The sequence below is a fragment of the Salinivibrio sp. MA607 genome (genome assembly GCF_001996245.1).
GTDB lineage: Bacteria > Pseudomonadota > Gammaproteobacteria > Enterobacterales > Vibrionaceae > Salinivibrio > Salinivibrio costicola.
Window position 1 is genome coordinate 43,925 of record NZ_MUFJ01000015.1, and the last position, 18,089, is coordinate 62,013.

Annotated in this window: 16 protein-coding genes; 8 read left to right on the top strand and 8 right to left on the bottom strand. The window is 49.1% G+C overall.

Translation table 11 applies throughout. The features are described 5' to 3' along the window. Nucleotides 1-391 precede the first annotated feature (391 nt). The gene (gene mutH, locus BZG81_RS08815; RefSeq protein WP_198533641.1) at nucleotides 392-1,105 is read left to right on the top strand and encodes a DNA mismatch repair endonuclease MutH; all 714 of its coding nucleotides are present in this window, start codon (nucleotides 392-394) and stop codon (nucleotides 1,103-1,105) included. Nucleotides 1,106-1,112: 7 nt separating this feature from the next. On the opposite strand, the gene BZG81_RS08820 is transcribed toward mutH, so the two are convergent. Next, nucleotides 1,113-1,415, bottom strand: a complete 303-nt coding sequence (locus BZG81_RS08820; RefSeq protein ID WP_077461734.1) for a DUF6482 family protein — start codon at nucleotides 1,413-1,415, stop codon at nucleotides 1,113-1,115. 208 nt (nucleotides 1,416-1,623) lie between these two features. Between BZG81_RS08820 and BZG81_RS08825 the strand changes: the two genes are divergently transcribed. After that, entirely contained in the window at nucleotides 1,624-2,658 is a 1,035-nt protein-coding gene (locus tag BZG81_RS08825) for an NADP(H)-dependent aldo-keto reductase (protein ID WP_077646817.1), read from the top strand. Nucleotides 2,659-2,738: 80 nt separating this feature from the next. After that, a complete protein-coding gene (locus BZG81_RS08830) occupies nucleotides 2,739-3,170 on the top strand; it encodes a PACE efflux transporter (RefSeq protein ID WP_077661478.1) in 432 nt (143 codons plus the stop codon). 34 nt (nucleotides 3,171-3,204) lie between these two features. On the opposite strand, the gene BZG81_RS08835 is transcribed toward BZG81_RS08830, so the two are convergent. The 5 genes from BZG81_RS08835 to xerD all read right to left on the bottom strand — a co-directional run bounded on the left by BZG81_RS08835 (nucleotide 3,205) and on the right by xerD (nucleotide 10,104). Then, nucleotides 3,205-4,542 carry a sigma-54-dependent transcriptional regulator gene (locus tag BZG81_RS08835; protein WP_077576786.1) on the bottom strand — a complete coding sequence of 446 codons (1,338 nt, stop codon included), beginning with the start codon at nucleotides 4,540-4,542 and terminating at the stop codon, nucleotides 3,205-3,207. A gap of 233 nt (nucleotides 4,543-4,775) precedes the next feature. Beyond that, nucleotides 4,776-6,284, bottom strand: a complete 1,509-nt coding sequence (gene lysS, locus BZG81_RS08840; RefSeq protein ID WP_077646814.1) for a lysine--tRNA ligase — start codon at nucleotides 6,282-6,284, stop codon at nucleotides 4,776-4,778. A gap of 26 nt (nucleotides 6,285-6,310) precedes the next feature. After that, a protein-coding gene (prfB, locus tag BZG81_RS08845) for a peptide chain release factor 2 (protein WP_108742909.1) occupies nucleotides 6,311-7,409 on the bottom strand; the annotation gives its coding sequence in 2 pieces (ribosomal slippage) (nucleotides 6,311-7,333 and nucleotides 7,335-7,409; 1,098 coding nt in all). Nucleotides 7,410-7,503: 94 nt separating this feature from the next. Next, complete coding sequence (gene recJ / locus BZG81_RS08850; RefSeq protein WP_077461739.1) at nucleotides 7,504-9,234, bottom strand: single-stranded-DNA-specific exonuclease RecJ; 1,731 nt, start codon at nucleotides 9,232-9,234, stop codon at nucleotides 7,504-7,506. Nucleotides 9,235-9,255: 21 nt separating this feature from the next. After that, nucleotides 9,256-10,104 carry a site-specific tyrosine recombinase XerD gene (xerD, locus tag BZG81_RS08855; protein WP_241824100.1) on the bottom strand — a complete coding sequence of 283 codons (849 nt, stop codon included), beginning with the start codon at nucleotides 10,102-10,104 and terminating at the stop codon, nucleotides 9,256-9,258. 189 nt (nucleotides 10,105-10,293) lie between these two features. Here xerD and fldB point away from each other — a divergent pair, with 189 nt between their 5' ends. Beyond that, nucleotides 10,294-10,812 (top strand): flavodoxin FldB, encoded by a 519-nt coding sequence (gene fldB / locus BZG81_RS08860; protein WP_077461741.1) that lies wholly within the window; start codon nucleotides 10,294-10,296, stop codon nucleotides 10,810-10,812. Nucleotides 10,813-10,952: 140 nt separating this feature from the next. Here the strand turns inward: fldB and brnQ are convergent, their stop codons facing one another. Continuing rightward, nucleotides 10,953-12,257 carry a branched-chain amino acid transport system II carrier protein gene (brnQ, locus tag BZG81_RS08865; protein ID WP_021023325.1) on the bottom strand — a complete coding sequence of 435 codons (1,305 nt, stop codon included), beginning with the start codon at nucleotides 12,255-12,257 and terminating at the stop codon, nucleotides 10,953-10,955. A 310-nt stretch (nucleotides 12,258-12,567) separates the two neighbouring features. On the opposite strand from brnQ, the gene BZG81_RS08870 reads away from it, so the two are divergent. From BZG81_RS08870 to BZG81_RS08880, 3 genes are all read left to right on the top strand, one after another. Beyond that, on the top strand, nucleotides 12,568-13,272 hold the full coding sequence (locus BZG81_RS08870; protein ID WP_241827375.1) for a tRNA1(Val) (adenine(37)-N6)-methyltransferase: 705 nt from the start codon (nucleotides 12,568-12,570) through the stop codon (nucleotides 13,270-13,272). Between the two features lie 106 nt (nucleotides 13,273-13,378). Next, nucleotides 13,379-14,602, top strand: a complete 1,224-nt coding sequence (gene srmB, locus BZG81_RS08875; protein ID WP_077677192.1) for an ATP-dependent RNA helicase SrmB — start codon at nucleotides 13,379-13,381, stop codon at nucleotides 14,600-14,602. 237 nt (nucleotides 14,603-14,839) lie between these two features. After that, the gene (locus BZG81_RS08880; protein ID WP_077461743.1) at nucleotides 14,840-16,387 is read left to right on the top strand and encodes an alanine/glycine:cation symporter family protein; all 1,548 of its coding nucleotides are present in this window, start codon (nucleotides 14,840-14,842) and stop codon (nucleotides 16,385-16,387) included. Between the two features lie 91 nt (nucleotides 16,388-16,478). Here BZG81_RS08880 and BZG81_RS08885 read toward each other — a convergent pair whose 3' ends face one another. After that, nucleotides 16,479-17,177, bottom strand: a complete 699-nt coding sequence (locus BZG81_RS08885) for an oxidative stress defense protein (protein WP_241827376.1) — start codon at nucleotides 17,175-17,177, stop codon at nucleotides 16,479-16,481. Between the two features lie 303 nt (nucleotides 17,178-17,480). Here BZG81_RS08885 and BZG81_RS08890 point away from each other — a divergent pair, with 303 nt between their 5' ends. Beyond that, nucleotides 17,481-18,071, top strand: a complete 591-nt coding sequence (locus tag BZG81_RS08890) for a LysE/ArgO family amino acid transporter (RefSeq protein WP_077661481.1) — start codon at nucleotides 17,481-17,483, stop codon at nucleotides 18,069-18,071. Nucleotides 18,072-18,089 lie beyond the last annotated feature (18 nt).

The window sequence follows — 18,089 nt, forward strand, 5'->3', positions numbered from 1 at the left end:
TAGATTTGTGAAGAAGCCTAGAAAAAGTGCATTAAAGCATCAGGTATCGATCATCTAACGGAAGGAAATATTGTCATACAAATAAAATAAGACCTTAAATTCATAAACTTAAAAGTAATTCGTTAAGATAGGATCCTTGACAAGATCCGACGATCATTAAATACGCACAGATCGCTCAAAGATCCATCAGTTAGTGAATTATCCACATTGATAGCTCAAAAAAACGACAGATCAGCTCTTTTATCCATTTTTCTCTGATTTTTATTACTGTATATATGATCATGTGCCTCATTTTACGCGCATAAAATGATGCCCATGTGGATAACTAAAGGACAGTCATGACATTCTCTCCCCAAGGATCCACTTGCAGCACTGATGACAGTTCTCGATAATGCACGACCGTTATGCCCATAAACAGGATCGAGCCACTGTGATACATCCTCCTGAATCTGAACAGATACTGATGGACCGAGCACTAGAGCTTGCAGGTCTGACGCTGGGTGAAGTGAGCCAATCACTAGGGATAAGCTGTCCGGAAACACTCTCTCGGGAAAAAGGCTGGATCGGTATGTTACTCGAGACCTGTTTAGGTGCCAATGCGGGGAGTAAGCCTGAACAAGACTTCGCACATTTGGGGATTGAGCTAAAAACCATTCCCGTCAACCAAAACGGTAAGCCTCTAGAAACAACCTTTGTCTGTGTCGCACCACTCACTGGGATTGCGGGGGTGCGTTGGGAAACCAGCCATGTAAGACAAAAACTATCACGCGTGTTATGGGTCCCCGTGGAAGGCGAGCGTGATATTCCCGTGGCGAAGCGACGGATAGGGACTCCCCTGCTGTGGTCTCCTAGCTCAGAAGAAGACGCATGCTTACGCGCCGACTGGGAAGAATTAATGGATTGGGTGGCATTGGGACGCGTGACCGAAATCACGGCACGTCAAGGCCAATACTTACAATTGCGGCCCAAGGCTGCTAATGGCAGCGTACTCACCGACGCCTTTGGGCCTCATGGCGAGCCAATTCGAACGCTACCACGTGGGTTTTATTTACGGACACAATTTACCCACCAGATCCTGACCCGTTACTTCCTCGATCCACAATAATAGCGCCTTAAAATCGAATCGGCATGTCTTCGCGACACCCAGGCTCCCCACCGGTCGCGAACTCATCATAGGGATCCATTAAGCGTAACACGCCCTGTTCAATGCCAAGCGCCTTGAGCTTATCCCCCACTTGTCCCACATGATCAAACTGCATCACCTCGCCGGTTTGATCGGAACGTAAAGGCTCGAGCTGCTTCTTGATTTCGACTTCTACCGAATACTTGGCGCCTCCCGCATGAGCCATGATGTAGCATTGCGGACATGACTGGGGATCCGCGCGCATCCACGCCTTGAGTTGTGCATAGTTCATTTGACTTTCCTCTTGTCGCTTTCTTTGGCGCCTGTTGCTACCTGACCCAATACACCCCATCGCCCGGCAATTCATGGCGTCACTCATACAAGTAATGGTTAAAGTTTGCACACCTGTCAAGCCGAGCGGTGCGGTTAAACCGCTTTCGATTAAAGGCAAAATTCTCTACTATGGACTGCCATAGGTCGATTGCAGACAAGGAGACAGGATGCAATACCACCGTTTGCCCCATTCCTCGCTAGACGTGAGTAAAGTGTGTCTTGGCACAATGACATTTGGTGAGCAAAATAGTGAAGCCGACGCGCATGCTCAGCTCGATCTTGCTTTTGAGCGCGGTGTTAATTTTATCGACACCGCAGAGATGTACCCCGTCCCCCCAAGCCAACCGACACAAGGTTTAACCGAGCAATATATCGGTAACTGGCTGGAAAAGTCGGGAAAGCGCGATCGTGTGATCCTCGCCACTAAAGTGGCTGGCCCGCGCAATGTTCCTTACATCCGTGACAACATGTCGCTCAACCGACGTCATGTGCATCAAGCCGTTGAAGATAGTCTGACGCGACTGAAAACCGACTATATCGATTTGTATCAAGTCCATTGGCCGCAACGGCATAATAACTGTTTTGGTAAGCTCAATTATCCTTATCAAGACGAGCATTCTGGGGTGACGATTTTGGATACCTTGGATGCACTGAACGAGCTAGTACAAGCGGGAAAAATCCGTTATATCGGCGTTTCTAATGAAACCCCTTGGGGCGTGATGCGCTATTTGCATCTGGCAGAGAAGCACAGCCTCACACGTATCGTCTCTATTCAGAATCCGTATAACCTGCTTAACCGGACGTTTGAGGTGGGGCTCTCTGAGATCAGCCACCAAGAAGGGGTGGAGTTATTGGCTTACTCACCGCTTGCCTTTGGCGCACTGAGCGGTAAATATTTGCAAGGTGCACGTCCAAAAGGCGCACGCTGTACACTGCATCAACGCTTCGCCCGTTATTTTACTGAATCAGGGCAAAAGGCCACACAAGAATACGTCGATCTGGCTCAGCGTCATGGTCTTGATCCGGCGCAAATGGCGCTGGCGTTTGTGAATACGCGTCCCTTTGTCGCCTCTAACATTATTGGCGCCACCACACTCAAACAGCTAGAGAGCAATCTCGACAGCTTGGATCTGACACTGAGTGATGATGTGCTTGCCGGTATTGATGAGATCGCTAACCGCTACCCTAACCCCTGCCCTTAGATCGCAACACGGCAACCCCTTGGGGTTGCCGTCCATTTCATGTAATCTGGCCGTATTATCCAGCCTAACGCGGCAACTTGATGAGAACACAGGCAGATAGATGGCGCCATGCTATCGGTTTTGAACTAACGGGCTTGATCTTGGTGGTCTTGGGGCTCAATTGGATCCTTGGGGCTGGGATCGGTCACCTTGGCGTGATGGGGGCGATTTTTTCAGTTCTCGCCACCTTCTGGAATTATGTCTACAACATTGGCTTTGATAAAGCGATGTTAGCGCGGCGGGGCTCGGTGATCAAAACCCTCCCCTTGCGTCTGTTGCATGCTGTGCTTTTTGAGGCTGGGCTTCTGGTCGCCACTATCCCCTTTATCATGTGGTGGCTGTCGATGAGCTTTTGGCAAGCTCTGAGCATGGATATTGGGCTCGTCATTTTTTATCTGATTTATGCGTTTGTTTATAACTGGCTGTATGACTATTTGTTTCCGATCCCAGCTCCCCACTCAAAACAAGGCTGAGTACATCAACCTTCATACGAATGCGTCAAAAGGTTTATTGACGAAACGTGCGTGGCGCGGGGATCAAATTGTGTTTATTTAAAAGCCGATACATGGTCGCACGTGAAACACCGAGCTCTTTAGCCGCGGCCGATACTTGTCCCTTATTTTCCTCTAGCACAGCAATTAACGCATCGCGTTCCGACTCTTCACGGATTTTACGTAAGCTTTGTTTATAATCACCCTGATGGGGCAAATCTAAGTGCTCCGCATCAATCACCAGATGATCGGCCAGCAATACCGCGCGCTTCACCTGGTTGATAAGCTCGCGCACATTACCCGGCCACGAATAACTGCTCAGTACGCGCTTGGCTTCATCAGAAAAGGTTCGTGCTTGCGTATTATATTGACGTGCAAACTTAAGCAAAAAATACTCTGCTAACTCAGGCACATCGGACTGGCGATCTTTAAGCGCTGGCATATTAATACGCAGCACATTCAATCGATAATACAAGTCTTCGCGAAATAATCCTTCGGCGACACGCTTTTCTAAATCCATATGGGTGGAGGCAATCACGCGCACATCGAGATCACGATTATATTGGTCATGGGTGATATCCAAGGTGCCTTCTTGCAGCAAATGCAGTAAGTGCCCTTGCAAGTGCAGGGGTAAGTCGCCAATTTCATCAAAAAACAAGGTGCTTTTATGACACTGGCGGATTTTCCCTGGCATCTTTTCATCGCCCAGCAACGCATGCTGCATCGACTCATCGGCTAACGCCGAGCATTTCACCGACTCAAACGGCGCTTTCGCACGAGTAGATGCATGATGAATCGCTTGGGCCACTAGCTCTTTACCGGTACCGCTCTCGCCGGCGATTAACACAGACACATCGGTTGGCGCGACACGACGTACTTGATCACGCAACTTTTTCATCGCCGGGCTCGTTCCCTCTAGTCCCATATCACTGTGGTCACCGAGTTGTGGCCAGACATGGCGCTCAAGACGCAGCATACCGAGTTGGTGACCAATGGTACTCATCAGTTGCGAATTAGGAACAGGCGAAGTGAAGTAGTCAATACAGAAACTGACAATAAACTGGCAGATCGCTTCATTAGTAAGCTGATTTTCTCTCACCAAGGCTAACCAACGCACCTGCTTGTTACGGTTAACTAGCGAAGCGACACCATTGAGGCTAAAGTCGTTATGGCTGAGATCGACAATACCAATACAAGGGCCGATATCTTGTAACAATGACTGCGCAGCACGCAAATCATAGCAGCGATGACAATGCCAGCCAGCTTGCTCAAGGGTTGCCAGCCAAGGCTCATAAGCGCCACCGACCACCACGAGTGAGCTTAAGGTTTTGTCACTCCCTGCATCAAATCCCATAACACCTGCCTTACATCCAGTCTGTCATACTACTTGCCAAACAAAGCCTTATTATAAAGRTGGCCGATTTTAAATCTGTCTCAATAAAGAGACATCAGCTGGACACCATAAGCATTATTTTAGTCAAATATATGAATAAACCCGATAAAATGTTGAGTCTTTGACCTAAATATCGGGTATAAGGCACAAAAAAAGCGGCTCTGTGAGCCGCTTCCATGGTGGTCTTTCCAGTTTTAGCTACCTTGTTGAGGGCGCATCGCTGGGAACAAAATCACATCGCGAATGGTATGTGTATTGGTAAAGAGCATCACCAGACGATCAATGCCAATCCCCTGCCCTGCCGTTGGCGGCAAGCCATGTTCAAGCGCATTAATGTAATCGGCATCGTAATACATGGCCTCATCATCACCGGCATCTTTGGCATCAACTTGGGCTTTGAAGCGCGCATCTTGATCTTCGGCATCGTTTAGCTCTGAGAAGCCATTGGCCACTTCACGCCCACCCACGAAGAATTCAAAACGGTCAGTCACGAATGGGTTGTCGTCATTGCGACGAGCCAATGGTGAGATATCCGCTGGGTATTCGGTAATGAAGGTCGGCTGAATTAATTGTGGCTCCGCCGTTTCACCGAAGATTTCTTCAAGTAACTGGCCAGCCGTCCAAAACGATTCGACACTGATATTCAGTGATTTGGCAATGGCGGCTAGATGATCTCGCTCTTGCACATTCTCATCGTTCAGCGCTTGAATCTCAGCATGATCAGGGTTGTACTGCTTAATGGCATCAAGCATGGTAATGCGTGGGTAAGGCCCAGCAAAATTAATCTCATGTTCGCCATAAGGCATTACAGATTGCCCCATCACTTCCAGCGCCACACGCGATAACATATCTTCGGTGAGATCCATCAGATCGTTATAGTCCGCGTACGCCATATAGAATTCCATCATGGTGAATTCTGGGTTATGGCGTGGCGATAAACCTTCGTTACGGAAATTCCGGTTCACTTCAAACACACGCTCGAAACCACCGACAACGAGACGCTTGAGGTATAGCTCAGGCGCGACACGTAGATACATGTCGATATCTAACGCATTATGATGAGTGGTAAATGGACGTGCTGTTGCCCCACCTGGGATAACGTGCATCATCGGTGTTTCCACTTCCATAAAGTGCTTTTCTACCATGTAGTTACGAATGGCGGTCACCACACTTGAACGTACTTGGAATGCGTGACGTGACTCTTCGTTGACAATCAAGTCGACATAACGTTGACGATAACGCAGCTCTTGATCAGCCAAGCCATGGAATTTTTCTGGCAACGGACGCAATGCTTTGGTCAGTAGCTGGTAGCGCTCCATGTTGACATACAGATCGCCTTTGCCCGACTTATGCAGCGCACCATGCACGCCAATAATGTCACCAATATCTAAGCCTTGGTACTCGGCTTTCAGCGCTTTTTGTACGTCTTTCGAGGCATAGGCTTGCACACGGCCCGAGACATCTTGTACCACCATAAATGGTCCACGCTTGGCCATAATRCGGCCTGCGATCGTGACTTTGTGATCAAGTGTTTCAAGCTCGGCTTTGTCTTTATCGCCAAATTCAGCCTGCAGGTCTGCGGCAAGATGCTCACGACGGAAGTCGTTAGGATGGCCGTTTGCCTTACAGTTTTCACGAATGTGATTCAGTTTGGCGCGACGCTCGGCAATCAGCTTATTTTCGTCTGGTAACTGGTCAGTCATAGAAAACCCTTTACATTAAATCGTGATTACAGGCCAGATTTGAGGCTGGCTTCAATAAATTTATCTAAATCGCCATCAAGAACGGCCTGGGTATTACGGTTTTCAACACCGGTACGCAAGTCTTTGATGCGCGAATCATCCAAGACATAGGAGCGAATTTGACTGCCCCAACCAATATCCGACTTTGCATCTTCGTTGGCTTGTTTTTCCGCATTTTGCTTTTGTAGCTCAAGTTCAAACAGCTTGGCTCTTAGCTGTTTCATCGCTTGATCTTTGTTTTTGTGTTGCGAGCGATCGTTCTGACACTGCACCACGGTATTGGTCGGCACATGGGTAATACGGACCGCTGATTCTGTGGTGTTAACGTGCTGACCACCGGCCCCCGATGCACGGTAAACATCAATGCGTAAATCAGAAGGATTGATCTCGATATCAATGTCGTCATCAATTTCAGGGTACACAAACGCAGACGCAAATGAGGTATGACGGCGCCCGCCAGAATCAAACGGCGACTTACGCACCAAGCGATGCACGCCTGTCTCCGTACGTAACCATCCGTAGGCGTATTCGCCTGATATACGCACAGTCGCCGATTTAAGCCCAGCGACATCGCCTTCAGATACTTCGATAACTTCGGTTTTAAAGCCTTTTGCATCCGCCCAACGGAGGTACATGCGGAGCATCATGTTGGTCCAATCTTGCGCTTCTGTGCCGCCAGACCCTGCTTGCAAGTCAATATAGCTATCGGATGCATCATGCTCGCCAGAGAACATACGACGGAATTCAAGCTTAGTGAGCTTTGCTTCAAGGTCGGCCAACTCAGGCTCAACTTCATCAAAGGTTTCTTGATCGTCTTCTTCGACCGCCAGCATCAACAGCTCGTTGACCTCTTCGCCCCCTTGGGTCAAGTGATCGATGGTTTCAACCACTGCCTCCAGTGAAGCACGCTCTTTACCCAGCGCTTGGGCACGTTGTGGTTCATTCCATACGTCGGGTTGTTCTAATTCGGCATTAACTTCTTCTAGACGCTCTTTTTTAGCATCGTAGTCAAAGATACCCCCGAAGGACATCGGTGCGTTCAGCGATATCCGCGAGGCGATTTTTGATTGGATTAATCTCAAACATGGTCAAGCATCTTCATTATTTGCGGAAATTTAACCGCCGAATTTTAGCGAATTGTCGCGCTAATAAACAGGGCGTGATGGAAAAAGCCGCACAATTAAGCCGGTTCAAGGTAAGAAACAATCAGCTGAGCACTGCGATTACCACGAAACTCATTGATATCCAGTCGATAAACGAGGTGAAGCGTTTTGACACTGGGATCCGGCCAGCGACGCACATCCACGTTAAATGCGATCGCATCTATCATGGTGCCACCACCTTCAGGCTCAACCATCAATTTTAAGTGTTTTCCTCCCACCAGCTTTTGCTGTAATACATGAAAGTTGCCATCGAACTGCGGCTCTGGAAACCCTTGTCCCCAAGGTCCGCCAGATTGAATGATCTCGGCAGTCTCTATCCCCAGCTCATGGCTTTGCAGCGCGCCGTCGCTCAATAGTACCCCTTTCAGATCATCCTCACTGACCTGCTCGCGCACCTGCGCATCAAACTGCTTGGCGAACGTATCAAACTGTGCTTCGTCGATGGTCAGTCCCGCGGCCATGGCATGGCCGCCAAACTTTTTAATTAACCCGGGATTGAGCGTATCTATCCTATCTAGCGTATCACGCATGTGTAAGCCGGGAATCGAGCGTGCCGATCCTTTGATCAGCCCCTCGCCACCGTCGGCAAAGGCGATCACCGGACGATGAAATTGATCTTTTAAGCGCGACGCGAGAATGCCAATGACACCCTGGTGCCAATCGCGCTGGAATAAGGCCAGTCCCACCGGTAAATCTTGCTCAGAGTGTTCGGCAATCAAGCGCTCGCACCAAGCCACGGCTTCTTGCTTCATACCTTGTTCGATATCTTTACGCGTTTGATTTAACGCGTCCAGCTCGGACGCCATCCGTCTGGCCGCATGGATGTTGTCGCACAGTAATAGCTCTACCCCGAAGGCCATGTCATCTAACCGTCCTGCCGCATTGATCCTGGGCCCTAGCGCAAAACCAAAATCACTGGCGACCAGTGTTGCCATATTGCGATTGGCGACCTCGATCAAGGCTTGAATCCCTGGCCGACAACGACCTGCTCGGATCCGCTGTAACCCTTGATGAACAAGAATGCGGTTGTTGCTATCAAGCGCCACCACATCCGCCACCGTGCCGAGTGCGACTAAATCGAGTAGCTCAGCCAGATTAGGGATAGCCAAACCTTGTTGCGTAAACCAACCTTGGTCACGCAAGTGCGCTCGCAAAGCAAGCATTAAATAAAACGCGACTCCGACCCCTGCTAACGCTTTAGAGGGAAAGTGGCAGTCATCTAAATTCGGGTTGACCATCGCATCCGCATTCGGCAGTTGATCGCCGGGCAAATGATGATCGGTTACCAATACGTGCATACCGAGGGCTTTGGCATGGGCAACACCTGCTAATGAAGATACGCCGTTATCGACGGTCATAATCAGCTCTGCGCCTCGCTCAGCGGCTTGATCAACCACCTCTGGGCTCAAGCCGTAACCATCATCAAAGCGATTGGGCACCAAATAATCTACCCGTGTCGCGCCCATCATACGCAGTGCTTTCACTGATAGCGCCGATGAAGTCGCGCCATCAGCATCAAAATCTCCAACGATTAAAATAGACCGATGGGCCGCCAAGGCCTCGGCAAGCAAGTGTACGGCGGCATCGATCCCTTTGAGCGCTTGATATTGATGGAGCCCCGCTGCGCTGCGATTTAGCTCGCTATCTGTTTGTAGCCCACGGTGCGCATATAAACGCTGTAAGAGCGGAGGAATGGCATCGCTGAATGCTGGCGTGACTGACGGCGTCCGTCTTTTTATTTCTATCATGAAGTGATTACCAATTGCGGGTTAACCTCGAGGATGATGCGCTTGATGAAGCTGTTTCAAACGCTCCGTCGCCACATGGGTATAAATTTGCGTCGTTGAAAGATCACTGTGCCCCAACAACATCTGTACTACCCGCAAATCCGCACCATGATTAAGCAGATGGGTCGCGAAAGCATGTCGAAGGACGTGTGGAGATAAATCATCGGTCTCAATACCGGCCAGTTGAGCATAATATTTAATTCGATGCCAAAAAGTTTGTCGTGTCATTTGCCGCGCGCGTTTACTCGGAAAAAACACATCGGTGCTGGTTTGGCCCAATAAGACGGGACGACTGTGAGCTAAATACTGTTCGAGCCAATCCACCGCCGATTCACCCATCGGTACTAACCGCTCTTTATCGCCTTTCCCTGAGACACGCACGACACCTTGGCGAAGGCTCACGGTTTCAGTGGTGAGTTCAATTAATTCGGTTACACGTAGCCCGGTGGCATAGAGTAGCTCTAGCATCGCTTTATCTCGCAACTCTAACGGATCGCGCGTGTTCGGTGCCTCTAATAAATCGTCGATCTGCGCTTCAGTTAGATCTTTTGGCAATCGTTTAGGTTGTTTGGGACTTATCAGCGTCGCACTCGGATCGTCGGGACGCAACTTCTGACGGTATACATATTGAAAAAGCCGACGTAATGCCGACACCATTCGGCTGCGAGAGCTGGATTGGTAGCCTTGTTCGTGTAACCAATACTGATAATCTTGTAAATCTTGCTTACTCACTGCCACCAATGCACGACGGTCGAGCCAGTAACAAAGCTTGAGTAAGTCGGCACGATAGGAATTTAAGGTATTCTCGGATAACCCGCGTTCCATCCACATGGCGTCCAGAAACTGTTCGATTAATTCAATGTTTTTATTCACGTTCAGCCTGCTTGGTTATAAATCGGAAAATACGTGGTTTGCCGGGGTAGGGACGACCAACATTATACAAAATGTCGCTAGCCCTTGCTGGATCAAATTGCCGTTCAACAGGTAAACTGCCCGCATGATAAACAACAGAGTCGCGCTATGAAAATCGGTCTTTTTTATGGCTCTACCACCTGCTACACCGAAATGGCCGCGGAAAAAATCCGTGATTTTATCGGTGACGATCTGGTCGAGCTCCACAATGTAAAAGAAACGCCGCTCGCCAAGATGGCAGACTATGACTTACTACTGCTAGGTATTTCCACCTGGGATTTCGGTGAGCTCCAAGAAGACTGGGAAGCCGTTTGGCAAGATATAGATAGCTTGCAGCTAAACGATAAAGTCATCGCCCTGTTCGGTTTAGGGGATCAGGAAGGCTACGCGGAATGGTATCTCGATGCCATGGGCATGCTTCATCAGCAGTTACAAGGTTGTGGCGCGCAGTTTATTGGCTACTGGCCAACCGCAGGCTACCGCTTTGATGCATCCAAGGCGGTGACGGAGGATGGTAAACAGTTTGTCGGCTTAGCCCTCGATGAAGACAGCGAATACGATCTCAGTGATGAGCGCATTCAAACCTGGTGCGAGCAAGTGCTGGTAGAATATCAGGCAATGCTTTAGCGCGCACTGCGTGCAATCAATCCTACGCTGAACACTTGCTAAGCGTGAGCGCTTGAATCGCCTAGGCGGTGATAGAGTTACCACTACCATAATAAAAAAACCGCGCTACTTGGCGCGGTTTTTATCTTAATGCCAGGCGATTACGCTTCGGCTAAGGCCGAGTCTCGGGCGCCAACAAACTTGGCTACCACCATGGCGACTAACGTCGGCAGTAACCACGCCATACCGACATCAAACAATGGCAAGAAGTTGAAGGTGCTCATATCGACTCCCATTACTTTTACCGCATCGAGTAAGCTAAATACCAAGGCAACGCCCATCACTAAACGATAACCCAGTGCTGGATTCGGCAACCAGCGACGAATAAAGGTCAAGCCAATCAGGGCAATCGCGACGGGGTATAAAGCGAACAACACCGGAACGGAAATGGCGATTAACTGCTTTAGGCCAACATTGGCAACCACGGCACAGACGGTTGCTACCACTACCACCCAGCGGCGGTATGTCCATGAAGTCAGTGAGCTAAAATAGTCTGCACATGCGCTGACCAAGCCAATTACTGTGGTCAAACACGCCAAACCGATGATGGCGGCAAGGATCATTTGTCCAACCGGACCAAACAGGGCATCCACATAGGCGGCCATGATTTCGCCACCGTTTTGTGTCCCCTGTGCCACCACACTCGCGGTTGAGCCTAAATAAAACAAGGAAACATAGACAAACGCTAAGCCTGCGGCAGCAATAATGCCGGCGTAAATCAGATACATGCAGGTCGCTTTGTTGTCTTCAATACCTTTTTTGCGGATAACATCGACAATCAACATACCAAACATCAAGGCGGCGAAGGTATCCATGGTGTTATACCCTTCAAGAAAACCGGTCGTCAGCGCATTCTCAACGTAACTTCCTTGCGCGGCGGCCACCTCACCTTGTGGATTAACAATCACCGCGATCGCCAAGATCGCTAATGCCGCAAATAATAAAGGCGTCAAGAATTTACCGATCGTGTCGATCAGTTTTCCTTGCGAAAGAGAGAAAAACATCGCGGCGGCGAAAAAGACAACAGAAAACGCACCCAGCTCAAGCTGTCCAGGCGATGACAAAAAAGGCTTAAAACCAATCTCGTAAGCGACCAATCCGGCACGAGGCGCCGCAAAAGCCGGGCCAATGATAATAAAAATCAACACTGCCATCAGGGTCGCGACACCGGTTGGCAAATCACGAGTGAGCCCTTTCCAGCCCCCTCCTGCGATGGCAACGGCGATAATACCAATCAGCGGAAGACCGACGGCAGTGATCAAAAATCCGATCATGGCGGCGGTGTAATGGTCGCCAGCTAACATGCCAGCTTGTGGTGGAAAGATTATATTTCCCGCGCCTAAGAAAAAGGCAAAGGTCATAAAACCTAACGCTAAAATATCTACTAATTTTAAACGTTTAGTCACGATGAATACCTACAGCTTTAGAGGGTGTTTGCAAATGAATAATCTTTCGCCCATCTGAAACGCTGATTTATAATATTTTGTTTCAGACGATAGGCGGAATGCAGAATAATGAACAAGTTCCCTGTCACAGTAAAGGCATTGGCAAAAAACCTTGTGATCTTCTGCTTTAGCAATAACAATCAGCTCAATAAACTGGCTAAATAATTATCTCTGGCATTTTTCAATAACGACATCTTGCAACACTCTGATCACATTAAAGCAAAAAATGCTATCGGCTTGCTGACCAAACTACGGAGACACTGAGCATCTTGTGAGTCAATTTCGATTTAAACAGTTCACGATTGAACACAGTAACTGTGGCATGAAAGTCAGTACCGACGGGGTGCTGTTAGGGGCGTGGGCCGAACCGAATCAGGCACAACACAGTTTAGATATAGGAACTGGCACCGGATTATTAGCCCTTATGTTGGCACAACGTTTTCCTAACCTGGCAATGACAGCCGTCGACTATGACGTGTCAGCGTTTCACTGTGCATACGACAATGTGGCAAGGTCACGGTTTGTGGATCAAATTCAGGTACAACATACCGATATCAACACCTATCGCAGCCCGCATCTATGGCCTCACATTGTGTGTAATCCGCCGTATTTTACCAGTGGTGTTTCATCAAAAAACAAGCAACGTGCGATCGCCAGACACACGCAAACGCTTAGCCATGAAGATTTAGTTCACTGCTTGGCTCGTCTTTTAACGCCAACAGGATATGCTGATCTGATTTTACCCGTCAAAGAAGCCGAGGCGTTGATCGAACAGGCCGCTGAATGTGGTCTCTACTTACGCCGCTATGTCCGCGTGAAGCCTAGCTCGAATAAACCGCCATCACGATTATTGTTCACTTTAAGTCCCACGACGGGAACGCTAAGATCTGATACGATCACCGTGCGTGATCAACATGGCGACTACACCCAAACGTTTGCCGCCTTGACGCGCGCGTTTTATCTCAAATTGCCGTAAGCAAAACATCGCAGTGTAGGACAACCCGTATTGGTGATGACGCGCTGCCTATTTACACCATTTGCGTCTATAATGCCGCGCTTAACTATCCTTGGAGAATTACCCTGTGCGAAGCTTTGCCGAACTAGAGCTGGATCCTGAACTGCTCAGTGCACTCGACGATATGGGCTATCAGCGCCCAACGCTTATCCAATCGGAGGTCATCCCCCATGGTATGGATGGGCGCGACATCCTCGCGTCGGCACCAACCGGAACGGGAAAAACCACGGCTTTTTTGCTGCCAATGCTGCAGCACTTGTTAGATTTTCCACGGCAAAAGCCAGGACCAGGCCGCGTGCTTATTCTGACCCCCACGCGTGAACTGGCAATACAAGTCGCTGATGAAGCGCGTGCATTAGCCAAAAACACAAGTCTAAAGGTGTTCACCATTACCGGCGGGATTTCGTATCAAGAGCACGCCGAGCAATTGGGAAAAACCCAGGATATTGTCGTCGCGACCCCAGGTCGCTTAATGGAGTACATCGAGGCAGAGCGTTTCGATTGTCGCGCCGTTGAGTGCCTTATTCTCGATGAAGCAGATCGCATGTTGGATATGGGCTTTGCCAATATGGTCAATCGCCTATCTGATGAGTGCCAACGTCGTCGTCAGACCATGCTATTTTCAGCAACACTTGAAGGTCGCGGGGTTAGCGGATTCACTGACAGTCTTTTGGACGAGCCAGAGCTAATCGATGTCACTCCTCCTCGCCGTGAACGCAAAAAAATCACCCAGTGGTATTACCGTTGTGACGACTTCAATCATAAACGCGCGCTACTCAAAGCCATTGTGAACGATCAAGCGGCGCGCGCGATTGTCTTCATAAAAACACGTGAACGCTTGGCGGAACTTCGCGAGTATATGCAGTCGCAACAACTCGAATGCGCCTGGATTCAAGGTGAAATGCAACAAGCCAAACGCAATAATGCCATCAGCCGTTTTAGTGAGGGAAAAGTGCGTATTCTCCTCGCGACCGATGTGGCCGCTCGCGGCATTGATGTGCCTGATATCACCCACGTGATTAACTACGATCTTCCGCGGACTGCCGATGTGTATTTACACCGTATTGGTCGCACAGCACGCGCGGGTAAGAAAGGATCTGCCATTTCGCTGGTTGAGGCCCACGATCAGCCCATGATGGATCGGATCACCCGTTATATGGATGAAGATATCAAAGAGCGAACCATTGATGGTTTGAAGCCAAAACATAAAAAAGCAGAGCACAAAAAGAAAAAAAAGAAGCAAAGCGATAAAAAGACAACCACAGCTAAAAAGCCCAAAAAACGCAAATAGATTTAGACATCCATCCGTCACACTGACTGGCTGAAATATAAGGATTTACTCAAGGAGGCCCTACACGGTCTCCTTTTTTTCGCCTGTCACGTCCATTTTACTGCACACTAAACGATCAATTTCACACATCACACAACACAATGACACAAAATGTTAACAATTGAGTTGCAAATCAGTTTAAGATGCTAGCCGCGATTACAATAAAACATGATGCAAACACAGTAGAAGGAACTCACTATGCAATCGTTTGTCGATTTCTTAAATAGCATCATATGGAGCCCAGTGCTGATCTATACCTGTCTAGGTGCAGGACTGTTCTACTCCATATTGACACGTTTTGTGCAAGTCCGTCATTTCTCCGAGATGTGGCGACTGCTCTTTTCTGGGAAAAGTTCGGAAAAAGGGATCTCTTCATTCCAAGCGCTCGCCGTTTCCCTTTCTGGTCGTGTCGGTACCGGTAATATTGCCGGTGTGGCAGCAGCGATCGGTTTTGGCGGTCCAGGCGCTGTTTTTTGGATGTGGGTTGTTGCCTTCTTAGGGGCGGCAACGGCATTCACCGAGTCAACCCTCGCGCAGATTTATAAAGAAGAAGACAACGGTGAGTTCCGCGGTGGGCCAGCGTATTATATTGAAAAAGCGATGGGGCAAAAATGGTATGCCATTCTTTTTGCACTCGCGACACTCCTCGCTTGTGGCGTCATGTTGCCGGGCGTACAGTCGAATGCCATTGGTAATGCCGTTGAAACCGCCTTTGGCTCAGGTGCTATGGTTGATACCGCCATGTTTGGCGCACTCGAGGTGTCTAAAATCATCACTGGCGCCTTTATTTCTGTCGTGCTGGGTTTCATTATTTTTGGTGGTGTGAAGCGTATCGCCCACTTTACCCAGATCGTCGTGCCATTTATGGCGCTGGCGTACATTATTATCGCCTTCGTCATCATTTTGCTCAACATCAGCGAAGTACCTACCGTGTTTGCCATGATTGTTGGCGATGCCTTCACACCAATGGCCGGTGCTGGCGCAGCAATCGGTTGGGGGGTGAAACGTGGGGTTTACTCTAACGAAGCCGGTCAGGGAACAGGCCCTCATGCCGCCGCTGCTGCGAACGTTGAGCACCCAGCTCAGCAAGGTTTGGTGCAGTCGTTCTCCGTGTATATTGATACGCTATTGGTCTGTTCAGCCACCGCATTTATGATCATCATTACCGGTGCTTACAATGTGCACGGTGCCGGTGACGCCTTTATCGTACAAAACTTAGCCTCATCGGTGGCAGCCAATAGCCCTGAGTTTACTCAGCTTGCCATTGAAGCGGCGATGCCTGGACTGGGCAAACCCTTTATCGCGTTTGCACTTTTCTTCTTCGCCTTTACTACCATTCTTGCCTACTACTACATTGCGGAAACCAACATTGCGTACCTACGTCGCACGTTTAAAGTGCCTGGTATGATGTTTGTACTGAAACTGGTGCTGATGTCCGCGGTATTCTATGGTTGTGTTCGTAGTGCTAACCTCGCTTGGGCATTTGGTGACGCTGGCGTTGGCTTAATGGCTTGGCTCAACATTGTCGGTATCATCATCATCTTCTTCATGTCCAAACCGGCGATGAAGGCGTTGAAAGACTATGAAGAGCAGCAAGCCCAAGGGGTTGAAACTTACACCTTTGATCCCGTCAAACTAGGAATCAAAAATGCTGACTACTGGGAGCAGCGCTTAGCGCGTCGCAATGGTACTCAGGACAGCCAAGCAACAGATGCGGATGGAAAGCCGATTAATCCAACCGCGTAATCCATCCTAAAGCGATAAAATACAGGGCGCCTTAGAGGGCGCCCTTTTTATGGGTATAGCGGTAATGCCGTGCACATTACGTATTACACGCTTAGTCTTCTAAACGAAAAATAATATCGACTTGATCGCGTATCTGCATAGTCGCATCCTGATAGGTCGCTGCCACTTCAGCACTGTCACTCCGCATTTGTGCGTTCATCATCACCGGGCGCGGATGACTTGAGCGGTAGCGAACTTGCCAAACGCCATCAATGCGCATCCCCAGGCTTTTAGCCAAGGCATCTGCTTTATCTTTTGCGTCGTTAACAGCAGCCTCGCGCGCCTTGTCTTTAAGCGCCAACTGTTCGCTACTGGTTAGCTGTACCTGTCGGATACGGTTGATCCCCTCGCCCAACGCACCATCTAGCACTGCATTCAATTTGTCTAGCTGATTTAGCGTCACCGTCACCTGTCGTTCGGCACGATAGCCTATCAGTTCAGGCGCTTTGTCTTTTGTATGTTGATAACGTGGAGATAGCTGGATATGGGCGCTCTCTATCTGTTCACGTTTCACACCTTGTTTTGCCAGCCGTTCGATAAAAGCAGCAACCGCTTTATCTGATGCGCTTTTTGCTGCTTTGGCGGTTTTTCGCTCAGTGATCACGCCAACATCAATATTGGCCATATCAGGCGCTGCCGTGATTTCCCCAACACCTGTGATCTCTAAATGAGGAAAATCGATGTTGGCCATCACCGCCGGGGACATAACCAACGCGCCGGTGAGCCATATCATTGCTTTAAACTTACGCATCATCTCTCCTTTTATGGATTCAAAATATCATGAGGTTAGAGGTCAGACTCTTTTATCAGCGAAAGACTCCCTCGCTTAGGTCAAGTTTATGTTAAAACCCGCTCAACGCCATTTATTACTCGGCACAAACCTGTGTGTGATCGGCAATTTCTCTTCTTGCTCCCGTATCCGTTACATGATGAAGAAAATTCGGTTCCCTTTCCGGGTCGCTCTGCTTAAAGTGAGGGGAATGACACGAGATAAAAGGAATAGACCGTGAGCAGTTTTTTAGTCGCACTTCAAGGCTTAGGATTAAGTCTCACCATGATTATCCCCATTGGCGCGCAAAACGCCTATGTGATTAACCAAGGGATCAGCCGTGAACACCATATGATCACTGCATCCATTTGCTTTGTCTGCGATATCGTCTTGATCTCGACAGGTATCTTCGGTGGAGGCGCTTTATTAGCGAGCTATCCTTTATTGCTGAATACGATAACTATCGCTGGCATCGCGTTTCTCAGTGTGTATGCGTGGCAGTTTATACAAAGTGCGCGTCAGCAACATCAGGAAGACGACTTAACAGTACTGAGCATGAGCCGCGGGCGCCGAGCAGTGATCATTGGTGCGCTTGCGGTGACCTTGCTTAACCCGCATGTTTACCTTGATACCGTGGTGGTGTTAGGGGCGATTGGCGGCCAGTTTGCATTCGATGAGCGAATTGCCTTTACGATCGGCGCGCTGATGGGGTCATGTTTATGGTTTTATGGCTTATCCGCAGGGGCTGCCCGCTTATCGCCTTGGCTGTCGACGCCATCGATACGTCGATTACTCGACCTGTTAATGGCCAGTATGATGATCTTTGTTGCCGGCAAACTGGCGCTCGGTCTTTATGCACGCTTGCTCGCCAGTTAAGCCATGGGAATGGATGCG

Excerpts from the sequence above, each read along its gene's own strand:
- BZG81_RS08830 (WP_077661478.1), top strand. The coding sequence starts at position 2,739 with ATGAGAACACAGGCAGATAGATGGCGCCATGCTATCGGTTTTGAACTA.
- fldB (WP_077461741.1), top strand. The coding sequence starts at position 10,294 with ATGAAAATCGGTCTTTTTTATGGCTCTACCACCTGCTACACCGAAATG.
- BZG81_RS08885 (WP_241827376.1), bottom strand. The coding sequence starts at position 17,177 with ATGCGTAAGTTTAAAGCAATGATATGGCTCACCGGCGCGTTGGTTATG.
- BZG81_RS08835 (WP_077576786.1), bottom strand. The coding sequence starts at position 4,542 with ATGGGATTTGATGCAGGGAGTGACAAAACCTTAAGCTCACTCGTGGTG.
- mutH (WP_198533641.1), top strand. The coding sequence starts at position 392 with ATGCACGACCGTTATGCCCATAAACAGGATCGAGCCACTGTGATACAT.
- BZG81_RS08890 (WP_077661481.1), top strand. The coding sequence starts at position 17,481 with ATGATTATCCCCATTGGCGCGCAAAACGCCTATGTGATTAACCAAGGG.
- BZG81_RS08880 (WP_077461743.1), top strand. The coding sequence starts at position 14,840 with ATGCAATCGTTTGTCGATTTCTTAAATAGCATCATATGGAGCCCAGTG.
- recJ (WP_077461739.1), bottom strand. The coding sequence starts at position 9,234 with ATGATAGAAATAAAAAGACGGACGCCGTCAGTCACGCCAGCATTCAGC.
- BZG81_RS08825 (WP_077646817.1), top strand. The coding sequence starts at position 1,624 with ATGCAATACCACCGTTTGCCCCATTCCTCGCTAGACGTGAGTAAAGTG.
- xerD (WP_241824100.1), bottom strand. The coding sequence starts at position 10,104 with ATGTGGATGGAACGCGGGTTATCCGAGAATACCTTAAATTCCTATCGT.
- BZG81_RS08820 (WP_077461734.1), bottom strand. The coding sequence starts at position 1,415 with ATGAACTATGCACAACTCAAGGCGTGGATGCGCGCGGATCCCCAGTCA.